The following is a 24,156-nucleotide window of genomic DNA, read 5'->3' as shown; positions in this document are numbered from 1 at the left end:
TTTTTTACTCCTTATGCAGCTTTCTTATATTACGTTCACAAACTCTCTGTTACGTTCAGGCACCGAACTGTGCATAATGCAGACGACTGTATACTCCACCTGCTTCAAGCAATTCTTCGTGTCTGCCCTGCTCAGTAATTCCTTGCTCGGCAACAACAATAATGCGATCCGCATTTTTGATCGTAGCCAATCTGTGGGCAATAACCAGGGTAGTCCGTCCTTCGGACAATTCCGCAAGAGATTGCTGGATCGCTGCTTCTGTCTCAGTATCCAATGCAGATGTAGCTTCGTCCAAAATTAGAATCGGAGGATTCTTCAGGAACATACGTGCAATGGACAAACGCTGTTTCTGTCCGCCGGACAGCTTCACACCGCGTTCACCAATTAACGTGTCCATTCCTTCCGGCATGGAAGTGATCAGTGTTTCCATCTGTGCACGACGAGCTGCCATCCAGATTTCTTCTTCTGTTGCATCCAGCTTGCCATACGCAATATTCTCACGAACGGTTCCATCGAACAGGAACACGTCCTGCTGAACAATTCCGATCTGACTGCGCAATGAATCCAGCGTCATGTCTTGAATCTCCTGACCATCGATCGTGATGCGACCTTCCAGCACATCATAGAAACGAGGCAGCAGACTGCACAGCGTTGTTTTCCCTGCGCCGGATGGTCCTACAAGGGCCACTGTTTCACCAGCGTGAATATTCAGATCAATCCCTTTCAGAACAGGCTCCTGATCCGAATAGCCAAAGGTCACCTGCTCATATCGGATATCTCCACGCAGATGAGATACCGTAGTGGCACCCGGTCGATCTTCAACGTCCGGCTCCATATCGAGCAATTCCGTATAACGTTTGAAACCCGCAATCCCTTTTGGATACGTCTCAATAACGGAGTTGATCTTCTGAATGGGTGTAAGAAACACATTGGACAGCATAATAAATGCAATAAATTGACCATAGCTCATACTGCCTTGAATGACAAACCATGTGCCGCATACCAGTACAAAGAGGGATACCAGCTTCATCAGCATGTAACTGATGGAAGAGTTCCAGGCCATGATTCTGTACGCAATCAGTTTGGTCTGACGGAAACGGCTGTTGTTTACAGCGAATTGTGCTTTTTCATGCTCTTCATTCGCAAAAGCCTGAACCACGCGAATACCACTTACATTGTTTTCTACACGTGCGTTGAAATCCGCTATATCCCCGAACATTCGGCTAAATGCCTTGGACATCTTGCTGCCAAAATACAAGGAAAGATAAATAATGAGCGGCACGATAATAAATGTTAACACGGCCAGATTTCCGTTAATGCTCATCATGATGCTGAATGCACCGATCAAAGTCATTACTGCGATAAATACATCCTCCGGACCATGATGGGCAATCTCGCCGATATCCATCAGGTCATTGGTCATACGAGAGACCAGGTGTCCGGTTTTGGTATTGTCAAAGAAACGGAATGATAACTTCTGTACATGATTGAAAAGTGCCTTACGCATATCGGTCTCGATATTAATACCAAGCTTATGTCCCCAGTATGTAACAACAAAGTTGAGGAACGAGTTTAATAGATAGATCGCGAGCAGCGCAAGACATGCCCATAATATCCAGTCCCAGCGTCCCCCTGGCAAAAGGTCATCCACGACTCTATTGACTGCCAGCGGGAAGGCCAGTTCTAGCAGAGCTACGAAAATCGCGCAGCTAAAGTCCAGAATGAACAGCTTTTTGTAAGGCTTGTAATAGGCAAAAAAACGGCGAAGCATGGACTGAAGTCCTCCTTATAGCAACCATACCAAATGATTGCTTTCTATTTCGTTTTGCTCAAGAGATACAGGAAGTACGGGGCACCAATGATGGCAACCAGAATACCTGCCGGAATCTCTGAAGGCTGCAAGATTACGCGTCCCAGCGTATCTGCAACAAGCACAAGCAATGATCCTACCAGTGCGGATGCAGGCAAAAGGAACTGATGTTTTGGTCCCACGAGACGACGTGCCAAATGTGGACCAATCAGACCCACAAAACCAATGCCGCCACTGACGGATACGCATGATCCGGCCAGTCCCACGGCTGCAGCCAGCAGGATCAGTCTTTCGCGTTCCACCGGAGCGCCGAGACCACTTGCTGTTTGGTCGCCAAGGTTCAGTACATTGAGCACACGGGCTTTATACAGAACAAGCGGCACAAGGACAATGAGAAACGGCAGCAACGCCGTTACGAATTTCCAGTTGGAACCCCAGATGCTACCTGCCATCCAGGTGGCCACAAATTGATACTTCTCCGGGCTAAGCCGAAGTGTTAGTACGATCATGGCTGAGCTGATTCCTGCCGCTACACCAATCCCTGTAAGCAACATGCGCGTAGGCATGAGACCTTCTCCCTTTTTGTAAGAGAGCACATAAATCAGAAATGCAGCAAAAGTTGCACCGATCAGGGCCAGGATTGGCAGCAAAAATACCGGAGCCGCCGTTGTTGTCGGGAAGAAGGAAACAAACAACATAACAACCAATCCGGCACCAGCGTTGATACCGAGAATCCCTGGATCAGCCAGAGGATTTCGGGATACCCCCTGCAGAATACAACCGGATAGCGCAAGTCCCGCACCGACCAGAACCGAAATGACGATACGCGGCAAACGGAATTCAAACAAGATCAGTTCCTGCTTAGCTGTCCCACCGCCAAACAGGGTCCGCATCACCTCAAGTGGAGAAAGCCGAGTGAACCCTGTATTCATACTGATAATAAAAGCTGTAATAATCAACGCACCAAGCACAATCATGACAATGGTGCTTTTTGTTCTCTTTTTGCGTTCTGCTCCAACCAAAGTTGAGGATTCCATCGTTACAGAGTCCTCCTTTCTTTACGCGCCAGATAGAGGAAGAAAGGTACCCCAATTAGGGCAACCAAGGCGCCAATTGGCGTCTCATATGGCGGGTTAATCATACGTGCAGCCAGATCCGCGAATACGAGCAGCAGACTGCCCATCACTGCGGAACATGGAATAATCCAGCGATAATCGACCCCAACTAATTTACGTGTGAGATGGGGAATGATTAGCCCTACAAAACCAACAGCACCCACCACGGATACGGCCGTACCTGCGAGGATTAGTACAACAATCAGACCAACCAGCTTGATCAGGCCAGTACGTTGACCCAACCCAACGGCGATATCTTCTCCCAAGCTAAGCAGCGTAATGGAACGGGAGATAATAATCCCTGCAATAAGCGCAGCTAAAACCCAAGGGAACATGACTTCCAACTGGGACCACTTCGTCCCGGCGACACCGCCAGCTGTCCAGAAAGCAAGGTCTTGTCCAATTTTGAAATACAGTGCAATCCCTTCACTGAGTGCTGAAAGCATCGCAGACACTGCCGCCCCCGCCAGAACCAGCCGGAGAGGTGTAAGTCCAGATTTGGACGCTGCACCGAAACCATAGACCAACAGAACCCCAAGTCCTGCACCAACGAAGGAGTACAGAATGATATACATATATGGCATGCCTGGGAAAAAGGCAAAGCAGACAGCGAGCGCAAATCCTGCGCCAGCATTCAATCCGAGCAAACCGGAATCTGCCAGCGGGTTACGGGTCATCCCCTGCATAATGGCACCGGCTACTGCGAAGCAGGCACCCACCATTGCTCCGCCAAGAATACGCGGTAACCGAATCTCCCATATAATCTGATGCGGAGTCAGTTCAGGATTAAAGTTAAAGATTGCCTCCCATACAACGCCCAGCTTGATATCTGCAGCCCCAAACGAAATGGACAGCGCCATACCCAGCGCGAGCAGCAGAATCCCCCCTGTCAGGATCAATGTGGCAGCCCAGGGACGAGTGTGTATTTTGGCTGTCGGTGATTCCGTAGGTTGACTTGCCGGTGAAACTTTCGAACTCATATGTCCCCACCCTTGTTATGAGTGATGTAGACAGATCCTATGTACATAACAATCACCTCTCTATTAATACATAACTGATATTGATTCTCATTCCCATAGATCATTGTATGTCAACTAGCTGTCTCTGGCAATGGACAAATGGGACAAGTTTATTGCATAAATGAATTTTTGTACTAAAAAAAGCTGCATGGAGTATAAGAACTCCAATGCAGCACCTTGGTTTTACATATGATTTAACGACTATGCACAGCAGTCAATGCTGCCAGCACATCCGGCACATCTGTAATAAGTCCCTTCACACCCATATCGATCAATTCCTGCATTTCGGCAGGATCATTCACCGTGAACGGGTGTGTTGCAATTCCCTGAGCCAACGCAGCAGCAACTTCTTCTCGTGTTACAGCAACCTTGTAGGGATGCAGAGCAGAAGCTTCCAGTTTGGCAGCATAATCATATGGGCGGTACAGCTTTTCCATATATAAAATTGCTGTGCGAATTTCCGGGGCAAGACGTTTGCACCTCACTAACGAGGCATGATTGAAGCTGGATAGAATGACCTGTTGTTCCATGCCCCAATTCCGAATCGCTTGTATCAACTTTTCTTCCATTCCCTTATAACTAATAACACCATTTTTCAATTCCAGGTTAAGTAGAATGTCTTTCCCCCGAACCAAATCAAATAATTCATCCAAAGATGGAATACGTTCTCCAGCAAAATCGGCATGGAACCAAGCACCTGCGTCAAGAGTACGTAATTCTTCAACTGATTTATCCTTGACCCAGCCTTCTGCTCCGGCAGTACGACTTAACGTCTCATCATGTATCAATACCAGGCTACCATCACTGGAAAGCTGGACATCCGTTTCAATGCCTGTCGCTCCAAGCTGCAAGCTGCGTTCAAACGCCACCATCGTATTCTCGGGGCATACGGCAGATGCTCCCCTATGGGCGATATTTTCAATTCTTTTCATTCCAGCGCCTCCTGAGTTCAACATTAACTCTATGATTCTCACTATAAACGCAGTTTGTCATACCTGTATTAACAGAGCGTTTAATTGTATGATCCGTCCGCGTATAGGGCAACATCTTGGAGGGCTGGGGATTCACTCATTTTGTGAACTCAATCTGTAAAGCAGACATAATATAGTATCAGTCATAGACAACTGCACTCCGCTGTAAGGAGGTCGCCCATTGAAACCCCTAACGAAGAACAGATCTGTATCTCCCAAATCTTCCTCCAAAAAAGTTCCCTTGCCCAGAATTTCTGCCAAAAGCAGATCCGGCAAACCCAGCAGTAAAACTAGAACGCCCCCCAGACCACGCCAATACATGAAAAAGGCATCCGTTCGAGGGCTGTCTGTTCCCGACAAAACAAGTAATCAATCATCCGTTCTGGATGAACAGAGTCAACTGGATAAGTTGGCTTTTATCGCTGCCATCCTTGCTCTTATTGCAGCCGCAATTGGACTATACATTGCCTGGAGAACACTCAGTTTGCCGGGTGATACTGAGGTAACGGTCTAACTCCCCTTGCCCACTCTGTCTCTCTTTTCCATAGAGGCGGAGTTTTTTTTGCAGACAGAAAAAAACCGTTCCCCTGAGACGCCGACCGTACCGGCGCCTCTTTGGAAAGGCCATTTCTTCATCGGGCGTTGCCCCGGCGATTATGTCACCGTCCCGGAATGGCTGCTCGAATTACAGAACGAATGTACGAGAGATGATAACGAGCAGGATGAACAACACTAGAATCGCGCCTGTTGATGTCCATGCTCCACCACCAAAGCCGCCGTATCCGTAACCGTATCCTGTGCCTTTGATTTCGCTCATGAGTGACACTCCCCTCTTTTAAGAAAGTACACTATAGACTATGTTTGGGGAGGGAACTTGCTTGGGCACATCGGAAAGTTTTCCGCTGGAGCGGGTAGTTATTTATCCTGAAGCTGTGACCACTTCTGGGTCAACTGTGCCGGAATATAGGATGACATCCGATTCAATAGTTCAGCCGGATCAGATTCCAGACTCCATAGACTGAGATGTGAGGTATTGGAAAATCCTTCATGCACGCTATGCTCAACCATTTTCATCAACGGCTCGTAATATCCGTTTACATTTAACAAACCAACGGGTTTACGATGAATGCCAATTTGTGCCCAGCAAAGAACCTCAAATAGTTCTTCAAATGTACCCATACCACCAGGAAGAGCCACAAATCCGTCGGACAGCTCGGCCATCGTTGCCTTGCGTTCATGCATCGTTCCCACTTCAATCAGCTGCGTAAGACCTCCATGTACGACCTCTCCCCGGAACAAGCCAGTCGGCATGACACCAATTACTTCTCCACCCTGCTCCAGAGCAGCATCCGCGACTGCACCCATTAATCCCATACATGACCCTCCATAGACGAGTGCGTACCCGCTATCGGCGATCTGTTTACCCAATTTAATAGCCTGCTGTGTGTAATCGGGGTGATTTCCCGGGTTGGAGCCTGCAAAAACACATATACGTTTCAATGGGTTTCACTCCTTCTCATGATCTATTTCATTAGTGTATAACATGAATGTAAATACTATGTTACATCACTCATCATACTCAAGTGAATAAAAAAAACACCCGACCGTTTGCAGCCGGTCGGGCTCCCATAATTAGTACACATCATTTAGAAGGGGTTGTTACTGTTTACTATAAAGGCCAAACATTAAATCCATATGATCTTTGCATGAAATGAATATTAAATATCAACCGACTTATCGTATTCCACGCCGTGAGCGCACCACAAACATATGCTTGTCCTTACGAAGAATCCGGCCGTCTGCAAGCTCAACCTGATCATCATCATGACGTATAATCGTTGTGGATAATGCTACAATTTTGGCCCGACGCCAAATCATAACCTGTGATTTAAAATAGATGGCATTTTCAAATTGTACGGCCTTTTTCATCACATATCCAACCTTATGCACCTCGGATCGCGCTTTTTTCAAGGGAAGGCTCTCTTCAGGCAGAGGCCGGATCATTGCGATATTGTCGAACGATACCTTGATCCGCTTGGGTCCGATTCGTACACAATCCGCTTCTTCATCCCACTCGACCAGTGTTCCTTTCAGTGGCTCTCGTATGCCGGTTGCACGATATACGGCTACTTTCCGTCCTACCCAATGTCGCAATGCCATCGCCCCCCGTTTGTCTAGTTTTCCGGTATCGTCCAATCAATCGGTTCAATACCTTTGGAGGTCAAAAATTCATTGGCTTTGGAAAAAGGACGACTGCCCAGGTAGCCACGATGTGCTGCAAGCGGACTTGGATGCGTAGACTCCAACACCAGATGTTTATCCCGGTTAATGAATGCCCCTTTCTTCTGGGCATGACTGCCCCAAAGCATAAATACCATCGGTTCTGAACGTTCATTCAATGCCCGGATGACAGCGTCTGTAAACGTCTGCCATCCCAGTCCCTGATGGGAGTTCGGCTGCCCTTCCCGTACCGTCAGAACCGCATTAAGCAGCAGCACGCCCTGCTCTGCCCAATGAACCAGCGATCCGTGATTCGGAATCGGCAGACCCAGATCCGCGTGAAGCTCCTTATATATATTTTTCAAAGAAGGAGGAACGCGCACCCCCGGTCTGACCGAGAAACTTAATCCCTGAGCCTGACCCGCTCCGTGATAAGGGTCCTGACCGATAATAACGGCTTTGACCTTATGATACGGGGTCAGTTTAAGAGCCGAGAACAAATCTTCCTTGGGTGGAAAGATGGTCTGTGTTTTATACTCGGCGGCGAGTGCATAACGAATGTTGTTGAAATACTCGGCTTCAGTCTCTTCCTGAAGTACAGAGTCCCAATCATTTCCAAACATATGTAAAGGCTCCTTTCCCTGATGAATACATATCCGTGCAGTCCACATAACGAACTGCCACCTGCGTGAGCCGTATCCTACGACTCATAGACTATCCACCATTTTAACATAACCGGGGACAGCAGACCAGAAGTGTACATCAGGGGATAGGGTTGCCTCTATAACTAACGTTACTTCAGACCGAGCATGGAATATCTATCGTTGTAAATTGATGCGCTCTGAATCTGTACAACAGAGTTAAAGCAATCCAGTACCTTGTTTATAGATAACTTAATCAGACTTGAACGGGTACGCCCTCATCTTTATTGACCAATAGAGTGCTTATTCTTCTGAGTCCCTCTTCAAGAACCGAACGCGGACATGCCAAGTTTAGACGGATACACCCGCCTCCATTAGCTACAAACATATGTCCATCTTCAAGTAATACCCCCGCTTGTTCAGCGAAAAATAAAGGCAGGTTTACATTTGCGGGGACATATGCCGTAATATCAATCCATGCCAGATACGTAGCTTCCGGAATATGAAATACCGCCTGTGGCAGATAACGCTTCACATATTGATCCACAAAGGCAAAATTGTCATCAAGATACGTTTTCAACTGTTTTAGCCATTCGTCGCCATGTTCGTAAGCCGCTTGAGTCGCTGCAATGCTCAGCGGATTTTTGAACCCATAATGCCGTTTCTGCCAGATCGTTCGGAGTCCTTCATTTGCAATAATCACATTGGAGAACATTAGGCCCGCCATATTGAACGTTTTGCTTGGAGACATACAGGTAATGATTCGATCCGTATCCAGGAACAGCTTGGCAAGAGGCGTATGCTTCTTACCTGTACGCAGCAAGTCACAGTGAATTTCATCCGAGATTACCCACACGTTATGGCTCAGACAGATCTCACCCACACGTTGTAACTCTTCTGTTGTCCATACGCGTCCAGACGGATTATGCGGATTGCAAAAAATACATAACGTAACTTGTTCATCACTGGCTTTGGCTTCAAAATCTGCAAAGTCTATTGAATAATGTCCCTGCTCGTTGATCAAATCTGAGCAAACTAGTTCAATATGATTATGCTCCGCAGCCGATTTAAAATAACCATAGGAGGGCGTCAAAATCAGCACCTTCTCATTCGGCTTGCAAATATATTCAACTAATTCATATAGAGCAGGAATGATCCCATGTGATGTCTCCAGATGCTCCTTGGGGAAGGACCAGTCATAGTATCTGTTCATCCAGTTGGAGACAGCTTCGTAGTATGCCGGATCGAACACCTGGGAGTACCCCATAATTTTACGGTCCAAACGCTCCTTAACTGCTTCCCGTATTTCGGGAGGTGTGGCAAACTCCATATCTGCAATCCACATGCGAATAAATTCTTCATCCTTAAAGGGAAATTTCATATCTTCTGTTGCATTAAAAATATATTGACGGAAACCATCCGTATTCATGGCATTGGTTCCTGTGCGATCAATAATCTCATCGAAATCATACTTCATAGCCTTCTGCGCCTCTTTCTCTCTGTTCTCCATCCTGGGATGAGGTTCTGTTAGACACATTATTTCATGGCTTAGAAGTTACATCAAACGCAATACAATCTATTCAGAAGAAACAAATCCATCTTAATGTTTCGTCATAATAGGTATTTTCATGAAAAAAGTGTTATATTTTTCGTATAGATTGATTTTACCAAGGGGTTTCACCTTTTCTCATATTCTTAAGAAACTTAACAGAAGGAGATCCGATATGAACACCATCAACAAAGAAGTGGGCAAGAAAATCCGTAATTTTCGCAAATGGAAAGGGTTAACGGTCCAGCAGCTGGCGGATCAGATTCACAAAAGTAAAGCTACTCTGTCCAAATATGAGAGCGGTGATATTACACTTGATGTGGTTACGCTGCATCAAATTGCTGATTCATTGAACATTCAGGTGGAGCAGCTGCTGTATATTGAACCCAAGCAAGCCTCTCCTCTTATGAATACGGTACCGTCCAGCTTTTTCAAAAATTCCACGCGGTTTTATTCGTATTTTTATGACGGGCGCAATAACAGCCTCATTCGTTGTGTCATTGACATGATGGCACAGTCGGACGCGAATCGTTATCGAACCGTGATGTATATGAACGTCAAGAATTTTGAAAATTATCAGGAATGCGAAAATATGTATTGGGGCCACACCGAGCATTACGACACACTCACCACGCTGATTCTGAAAAATCAGGCTACACCGCTGGAGAATCTGTATATTAACATTCTGGCATCTTTTCAGGAATCCGAGAAAAAGTGGGGTTTGATGGCAGGTGTATCCTTCCGTCCCTTTATGCCCATCGCTTTAAAAATGCTATTCTCTCGAACGCCCTTGCCTGAGAATCAGGAGTTATATAACGAGCTAAAAATGTCTAAAGAAGATCTGCGTACGTTAAAGATCTATAATATGCTCGCCGTCACCTAAATTTTCAACAGAAGCTGATGGATCAGATTGATTGGGAAATAACCCCTATATAACAAGAAAAGGGCGGCAGTTATAAGCTATTACAGCTCATAAAAGCGCCCTTTGGGATCAGATGTTTATTACTTCACACTTCGACTTTGATGTATTATTCGATTAGTTCTTGATCAAATCAAGAGTTTCGTCAAATAATTGCTTCTGGTCTTCAATCTTGTTTTCATTACCGATAACACAGCGTTGCTGCTGTTCCAATATGGCGGATACCACTTCGGCAAAACCTATAATGTCACTTTCTGTTGTGCTTAGCACTTCATCCCGTTCTTTCTGAAGATCGGCTTCGGTGACATTAGACAGATAACATTCCAGAGAGAATGATCCTTCGCCATAAGGGGTCCTTGGTGTATCGAGGTCCTGGATGGCTCCAATGATATATCTTGTCATTTCCCGTTTATCTGCTTTGAAATCCTTCAGGTATTGAGGCATCTCTTCATAAACTTTGTATGTTTTTTCGAGATTCGGGTCGCGGTACGATGCTACATAGCTGTCTCCGTTACGTCTGAAACCTGACATGCAGCCGTATGCTCCGCCCTTGGCTCTGATATTATTCCACAAGTAATCCAGAGATAGAATCCCCTGCAAGACACGCAGCGAGCCGGTGTACGAATACCCTTTATCGATAAAATTACCTGTTTGAACGACATATTGGACTTCAGATGGAGATCTGAATCCTTCTTTGTGATGCACAGGTGTAAATGCCTCTTTTTCTTTGGCAACGTCCTGGGTGAACAGCTTCGCTTTCAAATCGGATACCTGTTTCTCCAAGCCCGCATACCCCTGATCATCCGCAGTGTAACTCACCAGCAAGTTTTCCGGTCTGAAAATAAAGCTAGTCAACGATTGAAGGCTGGTCGACAGTTCTTCTTTTCTAGCCTCAAAGTTCGCCTGAAGCTCCTCAAGCCACTGGTAAAAGGCGATGCCACTAACCGCTTCCCTGAAGTCTGCGACAGCCGAGTGTTTAGAGGTCGAACGGCCAATTCCCGCTGAATGCCCTCCGCTGATCAGATTGCGCTGCAAGTTGCCTTTCAACTGGGTAATAATTTCGTATAAACGCTTCGAATCATCAAATTTGGACGTAAACACAATTTCCTTGATCATGTCAAAAGCAAATCCAAGTTTGTCATAGAGTACTTTGGCGTTGAATTCATACGTAGCCTTGAAATCACGGTGCTCATGCGCGTTCGCATACGTACCGATGCCACTATGAATTCCCCCGGAATGAATGTGAATCTCATTCGACAATTCATTAAATGAGAAATTCTGAGTGTCGACGTAACCGAGCACACTTTTCAGCAATCCAACATACGGCAGCAAACGCCGTGGGACTTCCTTAATATCGAACAACAGTCTCAGATAACCGATCCCATTCGTATAGATATTATGGTGCAGTACCGTTGTACCTTCGACCTGATTTACCGTCTGATACAGCGTCGATGCTTTCGGTTCAATATCCTCTATCGACAACGTCGGAATGACCTGCTGTTGTTCCTTGGTTGATGGTGCATTCTGGTACTCGGCAAGAGCCTCGGTTCTCTGAATGAGTTGCTGAATCTCTTCCTGACTCAGTCCAGCCTGAACTGATTTCAGATGTGCTTTCAGCGCCTCCTCTTTGCGTGCGTTCAATCCTTTATCCGGCGTGACAGCAACGAAAGAAGTATGTGTATTTTGCAGTAAATACGTCTCAATCAACTTCTCAAAGTAACCCTCGGTCATCTTCGTTCTGAGCTCGGCGAATACGTCATTCGCTTCCAAATGAGTAAATGGCGCTTCGACATCATACAGCCAGCTTTGCAATGAGGAGAAACCGTAGATTAATCCTTTGGGCATTCTTCCATAATCCGCTTCACGGTGGTTGAACTCATAGGAATTGATACCTGCGAGCAGCGCTTTTGGATCAAAACCTTCCTTCACAACACGCTCAAGCACCTCTTTTACCGTCCCCAGAAAATCTTCTTTGCTCGCCAGATTGCTCTTCTTCAATCCAACGGTGAACACGGGCTGATACAGGCTGTCATCATACGTACCATATACATCTTTCGCAATGCCCTTATCCAACAAAGCCTGCTTCAGAACCGCTCCTGGAGCGTTAAGCAATGCGTACAGCAAAATTTGAAACGATATGTTTAATTCCTTGTCCAGACTTGTTCCAATGACCGCATTATAGGTCAAAAAACTGTTATCCACTTCTGATTCAGTACTTCCGGCAGAATATGTCTTGACTGCGTCCACTCTTTGTCCGAATGCAGGCTGGAGCTGAATGGCAGAATCAATCTCAATTCGATCATATTCACTCAGATAGTTCTCATCTAACCACTGCAATTTCTCTTCCATATCCATATCCCCATACAAATAAATGAAGCTGTTGGACGGATGATAGTATCTGGAGTGGAAATCCAGCAAGCCTTGATACGTCAGATCGGGAATGGCATCGGGAAATCCGCCTGATTCACAGGAATATGTAGTATCCGGGAAAAGTGAATTCAGAACTTCCCTGCGTACAATCCGTTCCGGTGAAGAAAAAGCACCCTTCATCTCGTTATATACAACGCCGTTATAGGTTAACTCATCTTCAGCTGAGGTCAGGTTGTAATTCCAACCCTCCTGCAGAAATATTTTTTCATTATCATAAATATTCGTGTGGAGTACCGCATCCAGATAAATATCCATCAGGTTATGGAAGTCATGATCATTTCGACTTGCAATCGGATAGATTGTTTTATCGGGATATGTCATCGCATTCAGAAATGTATTAAGAGAACCCTTCAGCAATTCAACAAAGGAATCCTTGGCCGGAAATTTCTTGGAGCCACACAGTACGGAATGTTCCAGAATGTGAGCTACACCTGTATTGTCTTCCGGAGGAGTACGGAAACCGATACTGAACACTTTATTATCATCCTGATTAGATAAGAGTACAATTTTGGCTCCGGATTTCTGATGTTCCAGGAGATACGCATCTGACTTCAACTCTTCGATTCTGCGTTCCTGCAGCACCTTATAGGGCTTAAGCTGTTTCAACATGGGTCGAGTCCTCCGTCCATAAAATTGTTTAGTTTGTTATGCAACCTTGAGTTATTCAAATTCAAAGTTAAAGGTAATTTATGCCTATGGATAGTATACACTATCGTTGCATGTCTTCCTAACGGGCAGCACCACAGATGTCATCTGATATGTATTATCGTTTTTTAATGTTTATGAACTGAATGGTACAGCAGAAAATCATAAAAATTAAAATTTCCAAACAAAAAAAAATCGCATGAACAACTTGTTTAACATGTGTCATGCGATCTTTTCTTAAGATGCCGAGGACCGGGATCGAACCGGTACGGTAGTCACCTACCGCAGGATTTTAAGTCCTGAAGTAGCTGCTTTTGCCGCTTATCTACATCAAAGAAAGATCTTACATAAGTCCTTTAATCACGCGGGTTAAAGAATTTTTTTTCAAAACACTTCTACGTTCAGGGATGGGGATATGCAACCATGTTAGCAAGAATGTTAGCAAACACTCGATTCAAAAGCCTTTTGCTTCTGCTCCTTTTGTAAAAAGATGTACCTCATCGCTACTAGTGGGCAAAGGCCCTAAATTTTCCATTCCTGCATCCTAGCACCCAATGAAATATATAACCAAAACACCTAACATTAATGAATATGGAAGAATCCAGTCAACGGTGTAAATGTCAATCAAAATTTCGGGTATTTTACAGGATTAGAAGATAAGGAAAATCAAGACCCGAAGTCTATTGAGCCACGGTTCTAAGCGGTTTTGGCATGTACAGATATAACTTTATTTCACTATACAAAGTGCTTGTGTTTTAATTTTAAAATGGGATATGTGATTTTATATCCTGCAAAATCTACTACTTGTTCTTCACACCAATAATCATCATTTAATTTAGGAAGTAATGCCTCTGAGTTTACTTCTTGTATTAAGTTAAACAAGTTTCCTTTGTACCTTGTTAGCAGATTTTTAAAATTGATTGTATCTAGGATTTTATAATTTCCATGAACACGTGATCCTAGATTATTTTTTGAAACCACCATAAAACATATTGTTAAGTTATTTGGTATACTTTTTAACCCAAAACATTTTTTTAAAAATTCATTAGAATTTCTATAATAATATTCACTAATTTTTGAAATTTGAGAAAACCCCTTATTTATACCTTCATCATTTTTACGCCCTTGTACATTTAGATGTTCTGCAACTGTATCTGCTCGTGAAAAATTTTTTAATTCAAAAACTATGATTGCATTGCTATTGCTGTCGTATAAAACCATATCTATGTCTGTCAAGTTATCATTTGAAGTTTCTTTGGGGATTTTTATATTAAATTTACAACTAATATTTTCATACGATTTGAGCATTTCAACAAGTTCGTTAATGAGCGACTTTTCTTTAAAATTTTTATCGCTAATTTTATATTTATTGTCTAATAAAACAAATGCATTCCTCTCAATATTACTATATAAAAATAATCCATTTGAAGTAATATAGCTCTTTTTATGATTTATATCCAATATTTCAATTAAAGGGGTACAGATCACATCAAGTCTTTGATCTGGCTTAAACGTTAAATCACTTACAATAAGTTCAATTTTGTCCAAAGACATATTTGTTAATATACTTATTTTCTCAATTAATTTTTCGCAATCAATATACATGGGGTTATATATTTTTTCAAACTGATTTAAATGTCTAATAAATAATACATACGCGTATATACTTAGATATACATCATAAAAATCTTCTAGACTATAATTTATAAAATCAAGTGTATTATTAAATTCTCGAAGTTTTTTAAAATAAGAATAACGAAGAAAATTATATGTCTCCCTGAGAGGGTCACTATCACCTTTTTTAAAGCTCAATCTTTCAGGAAGTTTTTTGTTATTATTTTGATTTCTGTTAAGTTTATTATATAGATTTAAAGCCTCTAACGCATAATTAGTTTGATTATAATTGAATTTTACATAGTTATCTTTTATTAACAATTCAGCTTTTCCATTACAGCTTAAGATATAATAATTTTTAATGTTATTATAAGTTTTTACATCTTCAAAATAACCATTCAATTTTTTCAATAAATCAGGGTCTTTTCTACATGAATCACGACAATGCTTAAATATCAGTTTTAAAGAAGTATCAAGTATATCTAACTCATGATGTATATCGGTCTCCGCTGTTATTTTTCGTGAAGCATCATCAAATCTTTTTTCAAATTCAACAAAAACACCTTGTATCAAATATGATAATCTATTTTTAAATATATTCCTTCTGCCCATATACAACTCTATGTTATTTTCAAACTGTTTTTGATCCTCACTACTCATATAAACAACCCCTCAGTATGACCAAAAATGTAATCATCACTATATTTTTGAAAAATGATATATAGAGTTTCGCGTAATCTCCTTTAGCGGTTAATCAGTAGCTTGTCCACGGGTTAAATAACGGACAAAAACAGTCATCCCACATACCACATAGAGTGGGATTTAAGGTGAACTCCAATATTGAATTTCCGATTTACTCAGTTACATCAGGGCTTATCTTGGAATTGAACAACATCGAATTTTATCGAAGAAAGCATCCGAATTCTGCGAACTGGTAAAGGACAGAGCCAGGAACAGCTGGCTTTGAATGCAGGAGTAAACACCTCCTACATCAGCCAGATCGAACGCGGAGAGAAGAATCCGATAAAAAATTTGGAGAAGATAGCGCTAGCTCTCGAAGTAACCTTACTTGATTTACTTTTACACTCAAATCCGAAGAAAGGAGTAAGTATCCAATCCATGCAGATTCTTACCCCGCTAGAATCAAGAAATGCTTGTTGGAAGTTCTAATTGAGCCAGAAGGGTCTAACTTTTGACGTTGTGCGTCAACATTTTTAATTAGCTTGACTCCAACTGGATATTTCTGTATCCGTTTTTGTTCATTTATAGCACTCAAAAATAAAAGCAAGTGAAGGAGAGAATATCTCAATTAAAATATTACAGCATGTTAACTTATTTTCCTGGACTCTTGTATAGGATCAATAGAGTTACTTTTACCCAATAAATTCAATCTGGCCTTAATGTATGAAAGTTGATTTTCATCGTAATAATTCAAAAACATTTGTGCTACTTGTTGGTAAGTATATTTATTATATTTCTCTTTGAGCCTCCAAAGACATTTCTCATGTTTACCTGTACTACAGAACTGACATTTTTTTATTCTGCCTAGTATACATGCTTCAGGTAATGTTCTCATTCTTTCTAAAACATTATTCGCAAAAGTATGAAGTAACCATTTCCCTTTAACAATGCTATAAATATCATTAAAATTTATAGCATTTTGTGATGCAAATAAATCCAGGTCTTCTTTTTTTTCAAATACTCTTCTATAGAGGTAATCTCTAGAATTGTTATCAGCGATCTTTTTATCTTCTTTTGAGAACCCCAATACAGATTCATAACCTTTTACACAAGCGTTTTTTATAGCTTCCAAAGTAAGATAATAGAGTTGTGGTTGTGTGGATATGAATTTTTCCATTAAATATTTTATGACATCTGAATTTATCAGCTTTATATTGACCGATGTAACTTGAGGTAGAATATACTGAATAGCATTCTCATTAACAAAATGAGATTCAAATGAATAATGGTTTAAAACAAATAAGCCTTTTAGATCATATGGAATTTCTTGGCGATAGTGTCTACAATCTCTGTCAATAATCCCTAAGAAGTTTTCAAGAATACGAGAATCATTGTTTATATTCTCTTGCTGCATCTCAAGAGCCTTAATCACTGAATCACAACCTTCTCCATAACCCTCAAAAACTTCAACAGCATAGACCTCTATATCTTTTTGAACATCAACACATAATTTTTCATAAAATTGAATATCGTCATATCCTTCAACCAAAATAACAGGCACTTTTGTCATTATCGCTGATATTATTATTTCGTCAATCTCAAATTTCATTAATAGTATCTCCTAATCCATTTCTACAAGAAATTTTGTGTTTTTAACCGAAAGAGAAGGGCTATGTGAAGCGACTATAATTTGAGAATCTGGGGCTAACTCATTAAGTAACATTAGTAGCTTCCTTTGCCATTTAATATTGAGGGATATCTCAGGTTCATCTATCATAATAAAGTTACGTTGATTACCCTCAATTATAAATAACGTAAGTAACGTAAGTAGATGTTTTTCCCCGCTTGAAAGTTCACTCAAACTGTGTCTATTCTCTGAGAATTGAATATAGACTCCTTCATAAGTAACCACTAGCTTTTTTTCATTTTTTCTAACATGATCGTTGAATACTTTTTCCAAAACATCAATTGAATTTAATATCGTCTTCTCACTTTGTAACTCAAGGGTCATCTTTAATAGAAGACTGGGAAGAAGTGAATTGTTCAATCGAGAAAAGTCCTTTTCACTTTTCAATACTTTTATTAATTGGTCGCGAAGAGCATTTTCGGGTGAGGAGGAGAGAGCCTCAATTAGTCTCTCCTTATGAGCAATAATCATTTTGGACTCTTCTTCCGGAATTCCAGTTCTTCCAATTTCATTACTATCCACACTTAAAGCCACGGATAAAGTATCAAATAGAGCCTTTTGAACTCGTTCATTAGTAACTTTCTTTGCTAGCCTGTATCGTTCAATCAGTATTCGTTCAATTGATTCCATGTTAATATTATTTAATTCAAGATGCTTCTCTCTTAAATTAATATTTCTATCTGAAGTTGCGCCTTTTCGTCTTATGTCACGTCTCAAAAAATCCGATAACTCAAAAGCAAATGAAGTTATTCTTGATCTACCTCTAAAATCTCTATAAAAATTACTTCTATCTAAGAACTCCATAATAATATCTGGATTAATATTTATGCTAGATGAGCTAATACCGCGATTTGTGCCAAATAAAATCGAAGACGCTTCTTTAAATTCTGGTTTTAAAAATTCGCTCCAATCATAGCTATCTAAATCAAAACTTATTTGGCTAGATTCAGTAGTCGTTTGTATATCCAATTCTTCTTTTTTTTTGACTGTCACTTTTTTTATATTTTCAGGATTACCAAAAGTGTAGTATAAATCAATTTTTTCCACATTTTCATTATACAAAATAGAGCTATTTTGAGATATTATCGCATGTATTATCCTCAATAGAGTTGTTTTTCCACAACCATTTTCTCCAAATATAATTGAAACAGGTTCTTTTGAGAATTCAATTGTAAGATTTCTACTCGGAGATTTAAAACCTTCTATTTCTATTTTTATAATTTTATACAAGAAAAGTCACTCCTTAGTCAATTTCGGGCCATCCTAACGGAATCAAACCGTCAATCCCTTTTTTCCATTTCTTCTTTACCGCGTTAACATATTCAGGATAATTATTAAAATATGCATGTTCAATAACAATAATCTGCAATGATTCTCCACGTTCAACTTCTTTAAAAAGGAGGTCAAAATACTGTAAGAGCGCCTCCCTATCCCTGTCCATTTCTTCATCAGCTATTTCAACAATTGAAGGCTCCTTATCAGAAGGAAAATATGGACGGCTAAGTTGATCGATCAGTAAAACCCCAGGAACAGGACGATCCCTCTCAAAAAAGTGTCTATGCAGAGCGAGAAGTATAGATACGTGCAGACTTAAGTAATTTTCATCTGATCCTACATCTCTCATGTACTCTATACGAGAAGGAAGGGATACACCTGCTTTAAAATCTCTCAAATTTAAATAAAGAGGATTATCCCTATATCTTTGCTCAAATGGTAATTCTGATATAATTGTTTTTGCAATATCAGCGATCCTTCTTTCGGCATTTTCAAGAGCCTCTTTTCTTGCATCAATATTAAGTTCTTCGACTAGAGAGTCAATTTTTTGTTTTAATCTAGGGATATTTGTTTTGAATCCCTGAGCTTTTTTTGTTGCAACTTTATCCACAGAATTTAAGTACAATTCTATTTTCCCAATCAACCGATTTCTTCGGTCATTTAGCCCTAACCCCAATTCGTAAGAATCATTATCTTTGATGAGAGCTGAAATCTCAGCTTGAATAAAACTTATTTTTTCTTCTTCAACAGCAAGAGATTCCTTCAACCAATTAACGTATTCATCAAGCTTAGGTCGTTCTTTTTCAATGGAACTTATATCTGAGCGAACCTTCTTAACAGATTCATTAATTTGTTTAATGGATTCGTTTTTTCTCTCCAAAGCTTGATCACATAGAGGACAGGACTCTGACTCAACAGGATTCTTAAAAACATTAATTATTTCAAGTCTCTGTTTTTGACTACGCGTTGTATTCTTAAAATGTGAAGCTGCATCAATAGATTTTCTTGCATAATTAATGCGTCTTTTTATGGAAATAATTTCACTCTGAGATTGTGAAAGCTGATCATACAAAGATGATAGGGTGTCTTCTGCTTCTGTGATTGGTGACAATGGTGTCCATTTAATGACCTCTTCAAGCATTTTGTTGATCTGTACCTCAGACATCCCAAAATTAGGTAATAAACTTAAACCAAGCTCCGCAGCTTCATATAAAAATGTATTGGCTTTTAAACTACTTGATATTCGTTCATCCTCAGAGCTATTTTTTTCTAAACGGCGAAGCTCTTTTTGCAGATTCTTTAACTCAACTTCTTTGGCCATTGTTTCTTCATTAATCAACCCAAGATAGTAAGGTAAGGCATCAATAATCGTCTGCCGTTTCTGATAATCCTCAGTTCCACGAATCAGTATGGTTTTATTTATAATGATATTATCATCTTGCAACAAATATGGAACTGCGCTTCTCAAGCTAATTGTTTTACTATCTCTAGCGCTATCATAACTCTCACTTTTTACATCTCCAATTCCTAAGAGACGTTCAAACTGCCCAAGAGCTCCCTCCAAATTAGTTAATCCCGGAATATTATCTGCTGTATCCGGGATGTTCAAGTTTTTCCCCTTTAAAGAGTGCATAGTAACAGAAGATTTTTGAGGTGCACGTGGAACTTTTCTAAAAATTGCAAACTCAGTTTCATTTTTTATCCAAAGTATTCCAACCCAAGAGACACTTCTCCTTACATATGAAGGAATATGACACTCGCTCGAACCCAAAACATAATCGATAATCTCTGGTAAGGCGGATTTTCCCGTCTGTGAATCCCCAGTAATTATATTTACCTTCTCTAAATCAAAAGTTATTTCACTTCGTCTATTATCATGACTATAGAGAAAGACTTTCTGAATGTTCCATCTTTTCATAAAATAACCCCAGACTAATTAAAATACTTGATGAAGACTCCATTTCAGACATCCATTTACCCAGTTTTCTTGAAGCTGATGCTATTTCTTTAAGTTCGTCAGAGAGACTATTCATTTTTTTCATGATGAGTCCTTTATTAATCGCAATTAAAGTACCGTCATCTTGAAACTGTAAAATTTTATTTTCCACTCCAAACATAACAGCTTCTTTTGAGATTGAACTTGTCTTTTCCACTTTCTCACTAAGACGCAGTAATGATTTTTGATTTCGAGAAACCCAAGTATATAATCCCGTAGCTGAATTAGTCCCTCTAAAGTCATTACGTATGTTTTCTGACAGCACCATAGGAAGCGGAAGAAAAAGTAAAATATACGGACAACCCTTTTTATTTTTGCTATCATATCCCTGTAAAAAAGACCACAAGACAAATGAACCTAGTGCTGGATTAGTAATTGTATATATATCCGTAGAGATCATGATTCATCTCTCAGCATTTCTTTAAATTTCGGGTGCCATCCCACCTTTAACTCCTCAGCCATCTGTTGATATGAACCGTGAATTAAAAAGTGCTGTTTCCATTCGCTTCTAATTGGATTTATATGTAAATGGGCATCGGAATGTACCCATTCTAACAATTCTAATCCTTTCTTCTTGCAAAGGGTTTCGGGCTCTTCCACTAAGTCATCCTGCATAGGTCCATGTTTATCGGACCAAGCTTCAAGTAAAACACTATCGTACTCTTCAAGTTCAAAAACATTTAAAATGTCATCTGTAATCCACTTTTCTCTTTGATTTCTAGCTCGCCATCTGGCAAGTGCAGCACGTTTTTTTCGGCTGAATCCTCCATTAACAAGGTCAATTTGTTTTTCCATAAAGCCACCTAGTTCAGGTTCAAGACTTATAGGTGTTTGCTTAGAAAAATCATCGGGGAGGTTATTATCCTGAAACTGCCCCATTAGACTTTGCAATTGAAATAATAATTCATCCTTACGAATGGGCTCTTTAGGATTCAATGATCTCATGTCCCACCACTCCAGTAATCGGTCGGCTATTTTCGGCCTCAAATTAATTCCTACCATAGACTCCAATTTTTTAACAACTTCGTTATAAACCTGAAAAATATGGAAGTTATTTGGTCGGATTGTTATTTTATCTATTAAGGAAAGTCGATTCCCCGGTGATAACTCCATAAAAGATTGGCACCCATGTATCTTTGTCTCATACGGTAGGGTTGCATCCTTAGCTAATATCGCTTTCTCTCGTATATCAATCACTCGTTGTGCTTCCTCAGTCATCAAATCAACAATATTTTGTCTTTGTCCTTCACCGTTTATCAATTTTGCTAATGGATTATCAGCAGAAATAGTATCATTCGTGACAAAAAACAACTCATACTTGTCAAGAGAAGCAAATTTAGACCAAATTCTTATTGTTTTCCAAAAACCTTCATTTTTTAGTGTAAGTGAAGAAGGACGATTTGTTGAATGTTTTAACTGATATAATTTTGTAGTATCTTTTGTCTTCAAAGCAATATCATCATCAGCTTCTATGTAAACCTCATCCAAATCATCTCTTGATTCATTCCATAACACAATAAGAGCATAAAATGGCTCAAAGCGATAACCTAAGTAAGGGGCTTGAGCAGAGTGAATACTTGTTGACAGGTTAGTCACCTCCTAAAGAACCAGTAATTATATTTTGAACTACCATTAGACACAAAAATAAGTGAGTCAAAATACATAATTCGCCAATATTCTACCATCTCCTTCCAAACAAACGTTCTATTTAAGGAGACAATATAAATATGTCGTAAACTTCAAATTTTGAAATCTATATTATTCAAATGACAATCAGAAAAAATCAGGAGGAAAAATATGCACAAGGTCAAAGAACAAGAGTCTAAATCATTGAGGAAAAGTAATGATAACACAACAAAATATTTTGCTTAAGAACTTTCCGAGTGTTTCCCTACGGTTAAAGAGCCAAGAAAAAAAACACCATGATCTCATACATTGGCACAAAGATGACGGTAGTATATATCGAAGCTCATTACGGACTCCGACGTTCTGAGGCTCTTGGGTTAAAGTGGGATTGCATCAATTTCGAAGAGAAGACAATCTCAATTAATGAGGTTCGAGTAAAGTACGGCAAAAAAGTAGTCGTAAAGAGGTTTTTAGAAAAAGAATCCAGCGACCTAAAATTTAGCAAACCATCTTAAAAAGAAACAAGGGTTCCAGCTCTAACGAGCTGAAACCCTTGTTCTTAGGATGCCGAGGACCGGGATCGAACCGGTACGGTAGTCACCTACCGCAGGATTTTAAGTCCTGTGCGTCTGCCAATTCCGCCACCCCGGCATGGGTATGTATTTCTTGGCGACAAGAAATATCTTACCATGAAATTTATAGCTTTGCAATACCTTAATATAAAATTATCCAAAAAAATGAAACAGGCACTGCCAGCGTTAGCGAGCAGTGCCTAGAAAGTTCGAGTTGCGGTCCCGAACTTTCTTTAAACCATCTATATTAAGGGAGGTGTGAAATAAGAATACCTCCCCAACATTAAAGAAACCTAAAATCAGGCTTAAATTAAACTAAAAAAGAAGAATAGGTGCAATTCGGGCTGCCTCTTCCTCGCTGCATTCCACAACCACCAGGATATGCCCCTGCACCAGCCAATCTTCATAGTAATTAGCATCTTCTTCAGAGACCCCTGCTTCTGTTAAGGTAAGCACCAGATCATCCGTCTCATTTCCAATCTCGTTGCCTGCAAGTTTGCGTACCGCTTTTCCGATGGACATCGTCTGATCCATCCGCTTGCCCAGACCAGCAAGCACCCCTTTAAGCACGCCTAGTGCACCGTCTGTTCCTGCGCCCTTCAGAGGCATAGGCAAACCAGTCTTCTCGCTTACCACTTCGAGATTAACCTGTTCTTTGGCTACCGCACCCAAATATTTATCTGCTATACCTTCCTCTTTCAATTTATTTAACATGATAATGGCTTCATTCTCCGTGCGTACGAGTCCGATCAGCAATTGTGTCATTATACTTCCCCCTCCTTTTACCCTTATATAACCCTGGTTGCTTCTTCAAAAACGGATATCATATAATAAGTCCTTTCACCTATGTAAAATTTAATTTCTGATCTGGAAATCTATACCTAGTTCTGATAGACTAGATAAAGAAGACAAATTAACCATTGAAATTATTGACATATCGAATTACTATTCCATAACCAGGAGCAATGACATATGAAAAAAGAGGTAGAAATTGCCATTCGACGCAAACAACAAATTATCGTTCGTAATACAAGTGGACAAACGGTAACTGGATTTCCGGAACGTACAGCCGATGCTTCCATTCTCTCCTTACGGACAGTTCACGGAAGCCTGTGGATTCCATTCGACGAAGTAGAACAAGTCACACGTCTGTTAAGCATTCGCTCTCATCATTTAAGTGGAATGCAGTTGTGTGCGGCTGATCTGTAAACAGGGAACAAGTACTTCATGTATTTATACGTGAACTAGACGTGTTTATTTCGCCCTTCATAAAATAAAACCAGACGTATCGTGAAGTGACCCCTTAAAGTTAGACAAATATTTTTATGCAACCTGTATGGCATGAATTCGGTATTGTACCGGGCTCATGCCTTTTAATTTTGACTT

21 protein-coding genes and 1 tRNA gene are annotated in these 24,156 nt (G+C 40.7%); 4 read left to right on the top strand and 18 right to left on the bottom strand.

Translation table 11 applies throughout. From position 1 onward, the window contains the following. Positions 1 to 55: 55 nt before the first annotated feature. The 4 genes from CRO25_RS00115 to CRO25_RS00100 all read right to left on the bottom strand — a co-directional run bounded on the left by CRO25_RS00115 (position 56) and on the right by CRO25_RS00100 (position 4,876). On the bottom strand, positions 56 to 1,771 hold the full coding sequence (locus tag CRO25_RS00115) for an ABC transporter ATP-binding protein (protein ID WP_079694236.1): 1,716 nt from the start codon (positions 1,769 to 1,771) through the stop codon (positions 56 to 58). Positions 1,772 to 1,815: 44 nt separating this feature from the next. Further along, a complete protein-coding gene (locus tag CRO25_RS00110) occupies positions 1,816 to 2,847 on the bottom strand; it encodes an iron ABC transporter permease (protein WP_024631187.1) in 1,032 nt (343 codons plus the stop codon). Between the two features lie 2 nt (positions 2,848 to 2,849). Beyond that, positions 2,850 to 3,905 (bottom strand): iron ABC transporter permease, encoded by a 1,056-nt coding sequence (locus tag CRO25_RS00105; protein ID WP_063565538.1) that lies wholly within the window; start codon positions 3,903 to 3,905, stop codon positions 2,850 to 2,852. 233 nt (positions 3,906 to 4,138) lie between these two features. Beyond that, positions 4,139 to 4,876 (bottom strand): glycerophosphodiester phosphodiesterase, encoded by a 738-nt coding sequence (locus tag CRO25_RS00100; protein ID WP_063565537.1) that lies wholly within the window; start codon positions 4,874 to 4,876, stop codon positions 4,139 to 4,141. Positions 4,877 to 5,234: 358 nt separating this feature from the next. Here CRO25_RS00100 and CRO25_RS32965 point away from each other — a divergent pair, with 358 nt between their 5' ends. Continuing rightward, entirely contained in the window at positions 5,235 to 5,429 is a 195-nt protein-coding gene (locus CRO25_RS32965) for a hypothetical protein (RefSeq protein WP_072735381.1), read from the top strand. 171 nt (positions 5,430 to 5,600) lie between these two features. Here CRO25_RS32965 and CRO25_RS33655 read toward each other — a convergent pair whose 3' ends face one another. The 5 genes from CRO25_RS33655 to CRO25_RS00075 form a co-directional block, all read right to left on the bottom strand. After that, on the bottom strand, positions 5,601 to 5,732 hold the full coding sequence (locus CRO25_RS33655; protein WP_211754062.1) for a YjcZ family sporulation protein: 132 nt from the start codon (positions 5,730 to 5,732) through the stop codon (positions 5,601 to 5,603). Positions 5,733 to 5,830: 98 nt separating this feature from the next. After that, positions 5,831 to 6,415 carry a TIGR00730 family Rossman fold protein gene (locus tag CRO25_RS00090; protein WP_072735382.1) on the bottom strand — a complete coding sequence of 195 codons (585 nt, stop codon included), beginning with the start codon at positions 6,413 to 6,415 and terminating at the stop codon, positions 5,831 to 5,833. A 234-nt stretch (positions 6,416 to 6,649) separates the two neighbouring features. Beyond that, entirely contained in the window at positions 6,650 to 7,075 is a 426-nt protein-coding gene (locus CRO25_RS00085) for a hypothetical protein (RefSeq protein ID WP_125477324.1), read from the bottom strand. Positions 7,076 to 7,089: 14 nt separating this feature from the next. Further along, positions 7,090 to 7,758: a uracil-DNA glycosylase gene (ung, locus tag CRO25_RS00080; RefSeq protein WP_079694309.1), complete on the bottom strand. Its 669-nt coding sequence runs from the start codon at positions 7,756 to 7,758 to the stop codon at positions 7,090 to 7,092. 274 nt (positions 7,759 to 8,032) lie between these two features. Next, entirely contained in the window at positions 8,033 to 9,253 is a 1,221-nt protein-coding gene (locus CRO25_RS00075; RefSeq protein WP_079694238.1) for a MalY/PatB family protein, read from the bottom strand. Positions 9,254 to 9,500: 247 nt separating this feature from the next. Between CRO25_RS00075 and CRO25_RS00070 the strand changes: the two genes are divergently transcribed. Then, positions 9,501 to 10,208: a helix-turn-helix domain-containing protein gene (locus tag CRO25_RS00070; RefSeq protein ID WP_072735384.1), complete on the top strand. Its 708-nt coding sequence runs from the start codon at positions 9,501 to 9,503 to the stop codon at positions 10,206 to 10,208. A gap of 153 nt (positions 10,209 to 10,361) precedes the next feature. Here the strand turns inward: CRO25_RS00070 and CRO25_RS00065 are convergent, their stop codons facing one another. Together CRO25_RS00065 and CRO25_RS00055 are read right to left on the bottom strand one after the other, a co-directional pair. Beyond that, positions 10,362 to 13,283, bottom strand: coding sequence for an insulinase family protein (locus CRO25_RS00065; protein ID WP_079694239.1), 2,922 nt, complete (start codon positions 13,281 to 13,283; stop codon positions 10,362 to 10,364). A gap of 771 nt (positions 13,284 to 14,054) precedes the next feature. Next, positions 14,055 to 15,593 (bottom strand): hypothetical protein, encoded by a 1,539-nt coding sequence (locus tag CRO25_RS00055; RefSeq protein WP_079694240.1) that lies wholly within the window; start codon positions 15,591 to 15,593, stop codon positions 14,055 to 14,057. A 243-nt stretch (positions 15,594 to 15,836) separates the two neighbouring features. Here CRO25_RS00055 and CRO25_RS34225 point away from each other — a divergent pair, with 243 nt between their 5' ends. Further along, complete coding sequence (locus CRO25_RS34225; RefSeq protein WP_079694241.1) at positions 15,837 to 16,103, top strand: helix-turn-helix transcriptional regulator; 267 nt, start codon at positions 15,837 to 15,839, stop codon at positions 16,101 to 16,103. A 157-nt stretch (positions 16,104 to 16,260) separates the two neighbouring features. Here CRO25_RS34225 and CRO25_RS00045 read toward each other — a convergent pair whose 3' ends face one another. The 7 genes from CRO25_RS00045 to CRO25_RS00010 form a co-directional block, all read right to left on the bottom strand. Further along, positions 16,261 to 17,223, bottom strand: coding sequence for a DUF4435 domain-containing protein (locus tag CRO25_RS00045; RefSeq protein WP_079694242.1), 963 nt, complete (start codon positions 17,221 to 17,223; stop codon positions 16,261 to 16,263). A gap of 12 nt (positions 17,224 to 17,235) precedes the next feature. Then, the gene (locus CRO25_RS00040; protein WP_079694243.1) at positions 17,236 to 18,531 is read right to left on the bottom strand and encodes an AAA family ATPase; all 1,296 of its coding nucleotides are present in this window, start codon (positions 18,529 to 18,531) and stop codon (positions 17,236 to 17,238) included. A gap of 13 nt (positions 18,532 to 18,544) precedes the next feature. Beyond that, positions 18,545 to 20,494, bottom strand: coding sequence for a DUF3732 domain-containing protein (locus CRO25_RS00035; protein WP_079694244.1), 1,950 nt, complete (start codon positions 20,492 to 20,494; stop codon positions 18,545 to 18,547). Next, a complete protein-coding gene (locus CRO25_RS00030; protein WP_079694245.1) occupies positions 20,457 to 20,972 on the bottom strand; it encodes a three component ABC system middle component in 516 nt (171 codons plus the stop codon). Before CRO25_RS00030 ends, CRO25_RS00035 begins: the two co-directional genes overlap by 38 nt. Continuing rightward, complete coding sequence (locus CRO25_RS00025) at positions 20,969 to 22,168, bottom strand: ABC-three component system protein (protein ID WP_143806512.1); 1,200 nt, start codon at positions 22,166 to 22,168, stop codon at positions 20,969 to 20,971. The genes CRO25_RS00030 and CRO25_RS00025 overlap by 4 nt, the downstream gene beginning before the upstream one ends. A 595-nt stretch (positions 22,169 to 22,763) precedes the next feature. Beyond that, positions 22,764 to 22,849, bottom strand: a tRNA-Leu gene (locus CRO25_RS00015). A gap of 236 nt (positions 22,850 to 23,085) precedes the next feature. Beyond that, positions 23,086 to 23,535, bottom strand: coding sequence for a general stress protein (locus tag CRO25_RS00010; RefSeq protein WP_079694248.1), 450 nt, complete (start codon positions 23,533 to 23,535; stop codon positions 23,086 to 23,088). A 207-nt stretch (positions 23,536 to 23,742) separates the two neighbouring features. On the opposite strand from CRO25_RS00010, the gene CRO25_RS00005 reads away from it, so the two are divergent. After that, positions 23,743 to 23,979: a hypothetical protein gene (locus CRO25_RS00005; RefSeq protein ID WP_079694249.1), complete on the top strand. Its 237-nt coding sequence runs from the start codon at positions 23,743 to 23,745 to the stop codon at positions 23,977 to 23,979. The last annotated feature ends 177 nt before the right edge of the window (positions 23,980 to 24,156 follow it).

It is taken from the genome of Paenibacillus sp. RU5M, from assembly GCF_900221055.1.
Lineage (GTDB): Bacteria > Bacillota > Bacilli > Paenibacillales > Paenibacillaceae > Paenibacillus > Paenibacillus marchantiae.
This window is presented reverse-complemented; position numbering and strand designations above follow the sequence as displayed.

Excerpts from the sequence above, each read along its gene's own strand:
- CRO25_RS00085 (WP_125477324.1), bottom strand. The coding sequence starts at position 7,075 with ATGGCATTGCGACATTGGGTAGGACGGAAAGTAGCCGTATATCGTGCA.
- CRO25_RS00035 (WP_079694244.1), bottom strand. The coding sequence starts at position 20,494 with ATGAAAAGATGGAACATTCAGAAAGTCTTTCTCTATAGTCATGATAAT.
- CRO25_RS00055 (WP_079694240.1), bottom strand. The coding sequence starts at position 15,593 with ATGAGTAGTGAGGATCAAAAACAGTTTGAAAATAACATAGAGTTGTAT.
- CRO25_RS00065 (WP_079694239.1), bottom strand. The coding sequence starts at position 13,283 with ATGTTGAAACAGCTTAAGCCCTATAAGGTGCTGCAGGAACGCAGAATC.
- CRO25_RS00110 (WP_024631187.1), bottom strand. The coding sequence starts at position 2,847 with ATGGAATCCTCAACTTTGGTTGGAGCAGAACGCAAAAAGAGAACAAAA.
- CRO25_RS33655 (WP_211754062.1), bottom strand. The coding sequence starts at position 5,732 with ATGAGCGAAATCAAAGGCACAGGATACGGTTACGGATACGGCGGCTTT.
- ung (WP_079694309.1), bottom strand. The coding sequence starts at position 7,758 with ATGTTTGGAAATGATTGGGACTCTGTACTTCAGGAAGAGACTGAAGCC.
- CRO25_RS00115 (WP_079694236.1), bottom strand. The coding sequence starts at position 1,771 with ATGCTTCGCCGTTTTTTTGCCTATTACAAGCCTTACAAAAAGCTGTTC.
- CRO25_RS00075 (WP_079694238.1), bottom strand. The coding sequence starts at position 9,253 with ATGAAGTATGATTTCGATGAGATTATTGATCGCACAGGAACCAATGCC.
- CRO25_RS32965 (WP_072735381.1), top strand. The coding sequence starts at position 5,235 with ATGAAAAAGGCATCCGTTCGAGGGCTGTCTGTTCCCGACAAAACAAGT.
- CRO25_RS00045 (WP_079694242.1), bottom strand. The coding sequence starts at position 17,223 with ATGAAATTTGAGATTGACGAAATAATAATATCAGCGATAATGACAAAA.
- CRO25_RS00010 (WP_079694248.1), bottom strand. The coding sequence starts at position 23,535 with ATGACACAATTGCTGATCGGACTCGTACGCACGGAGAATGAAGCCATT.
- CRO25_RS00070 (WP_072735384.1), top strand. The coding sequence starts at position 9,501 with ATGAACACCATCAACAAAGAAGTGGGCAAGAAAATCCGTAATTTTCGC.
- CRO25_RS00100 (WP_063565537.1), bottom strand. The coding sequence starts at position 4,876 with ATGAAAAGAATTGAAAATATCGCCCATAGGGGAGCATCTGCCGTATGC.
- CRO25_RS00030 (WP_079694245.1), bottom strand. The coding sequence starts at position 20,972 with ATGATCTCTACGGATATATATACAATTACTAATCCAGCACTAGGTTCA.
- CRO25_RS00005 (WP_079694249.1), top strand. The coding sequence starts at position 23,743 with ATGAAAAAAGAGGTAGAAATTGCCATTCGACGCAAACAACAAATTATC.
- CRO25_RS00105 (WP_063565538.1), bottom strand. The coding sequence starts at position 3,905 with ATGAGTTCGAAAGTTTCACCGGCAAGTCAACCTACGGAATCACCGACA.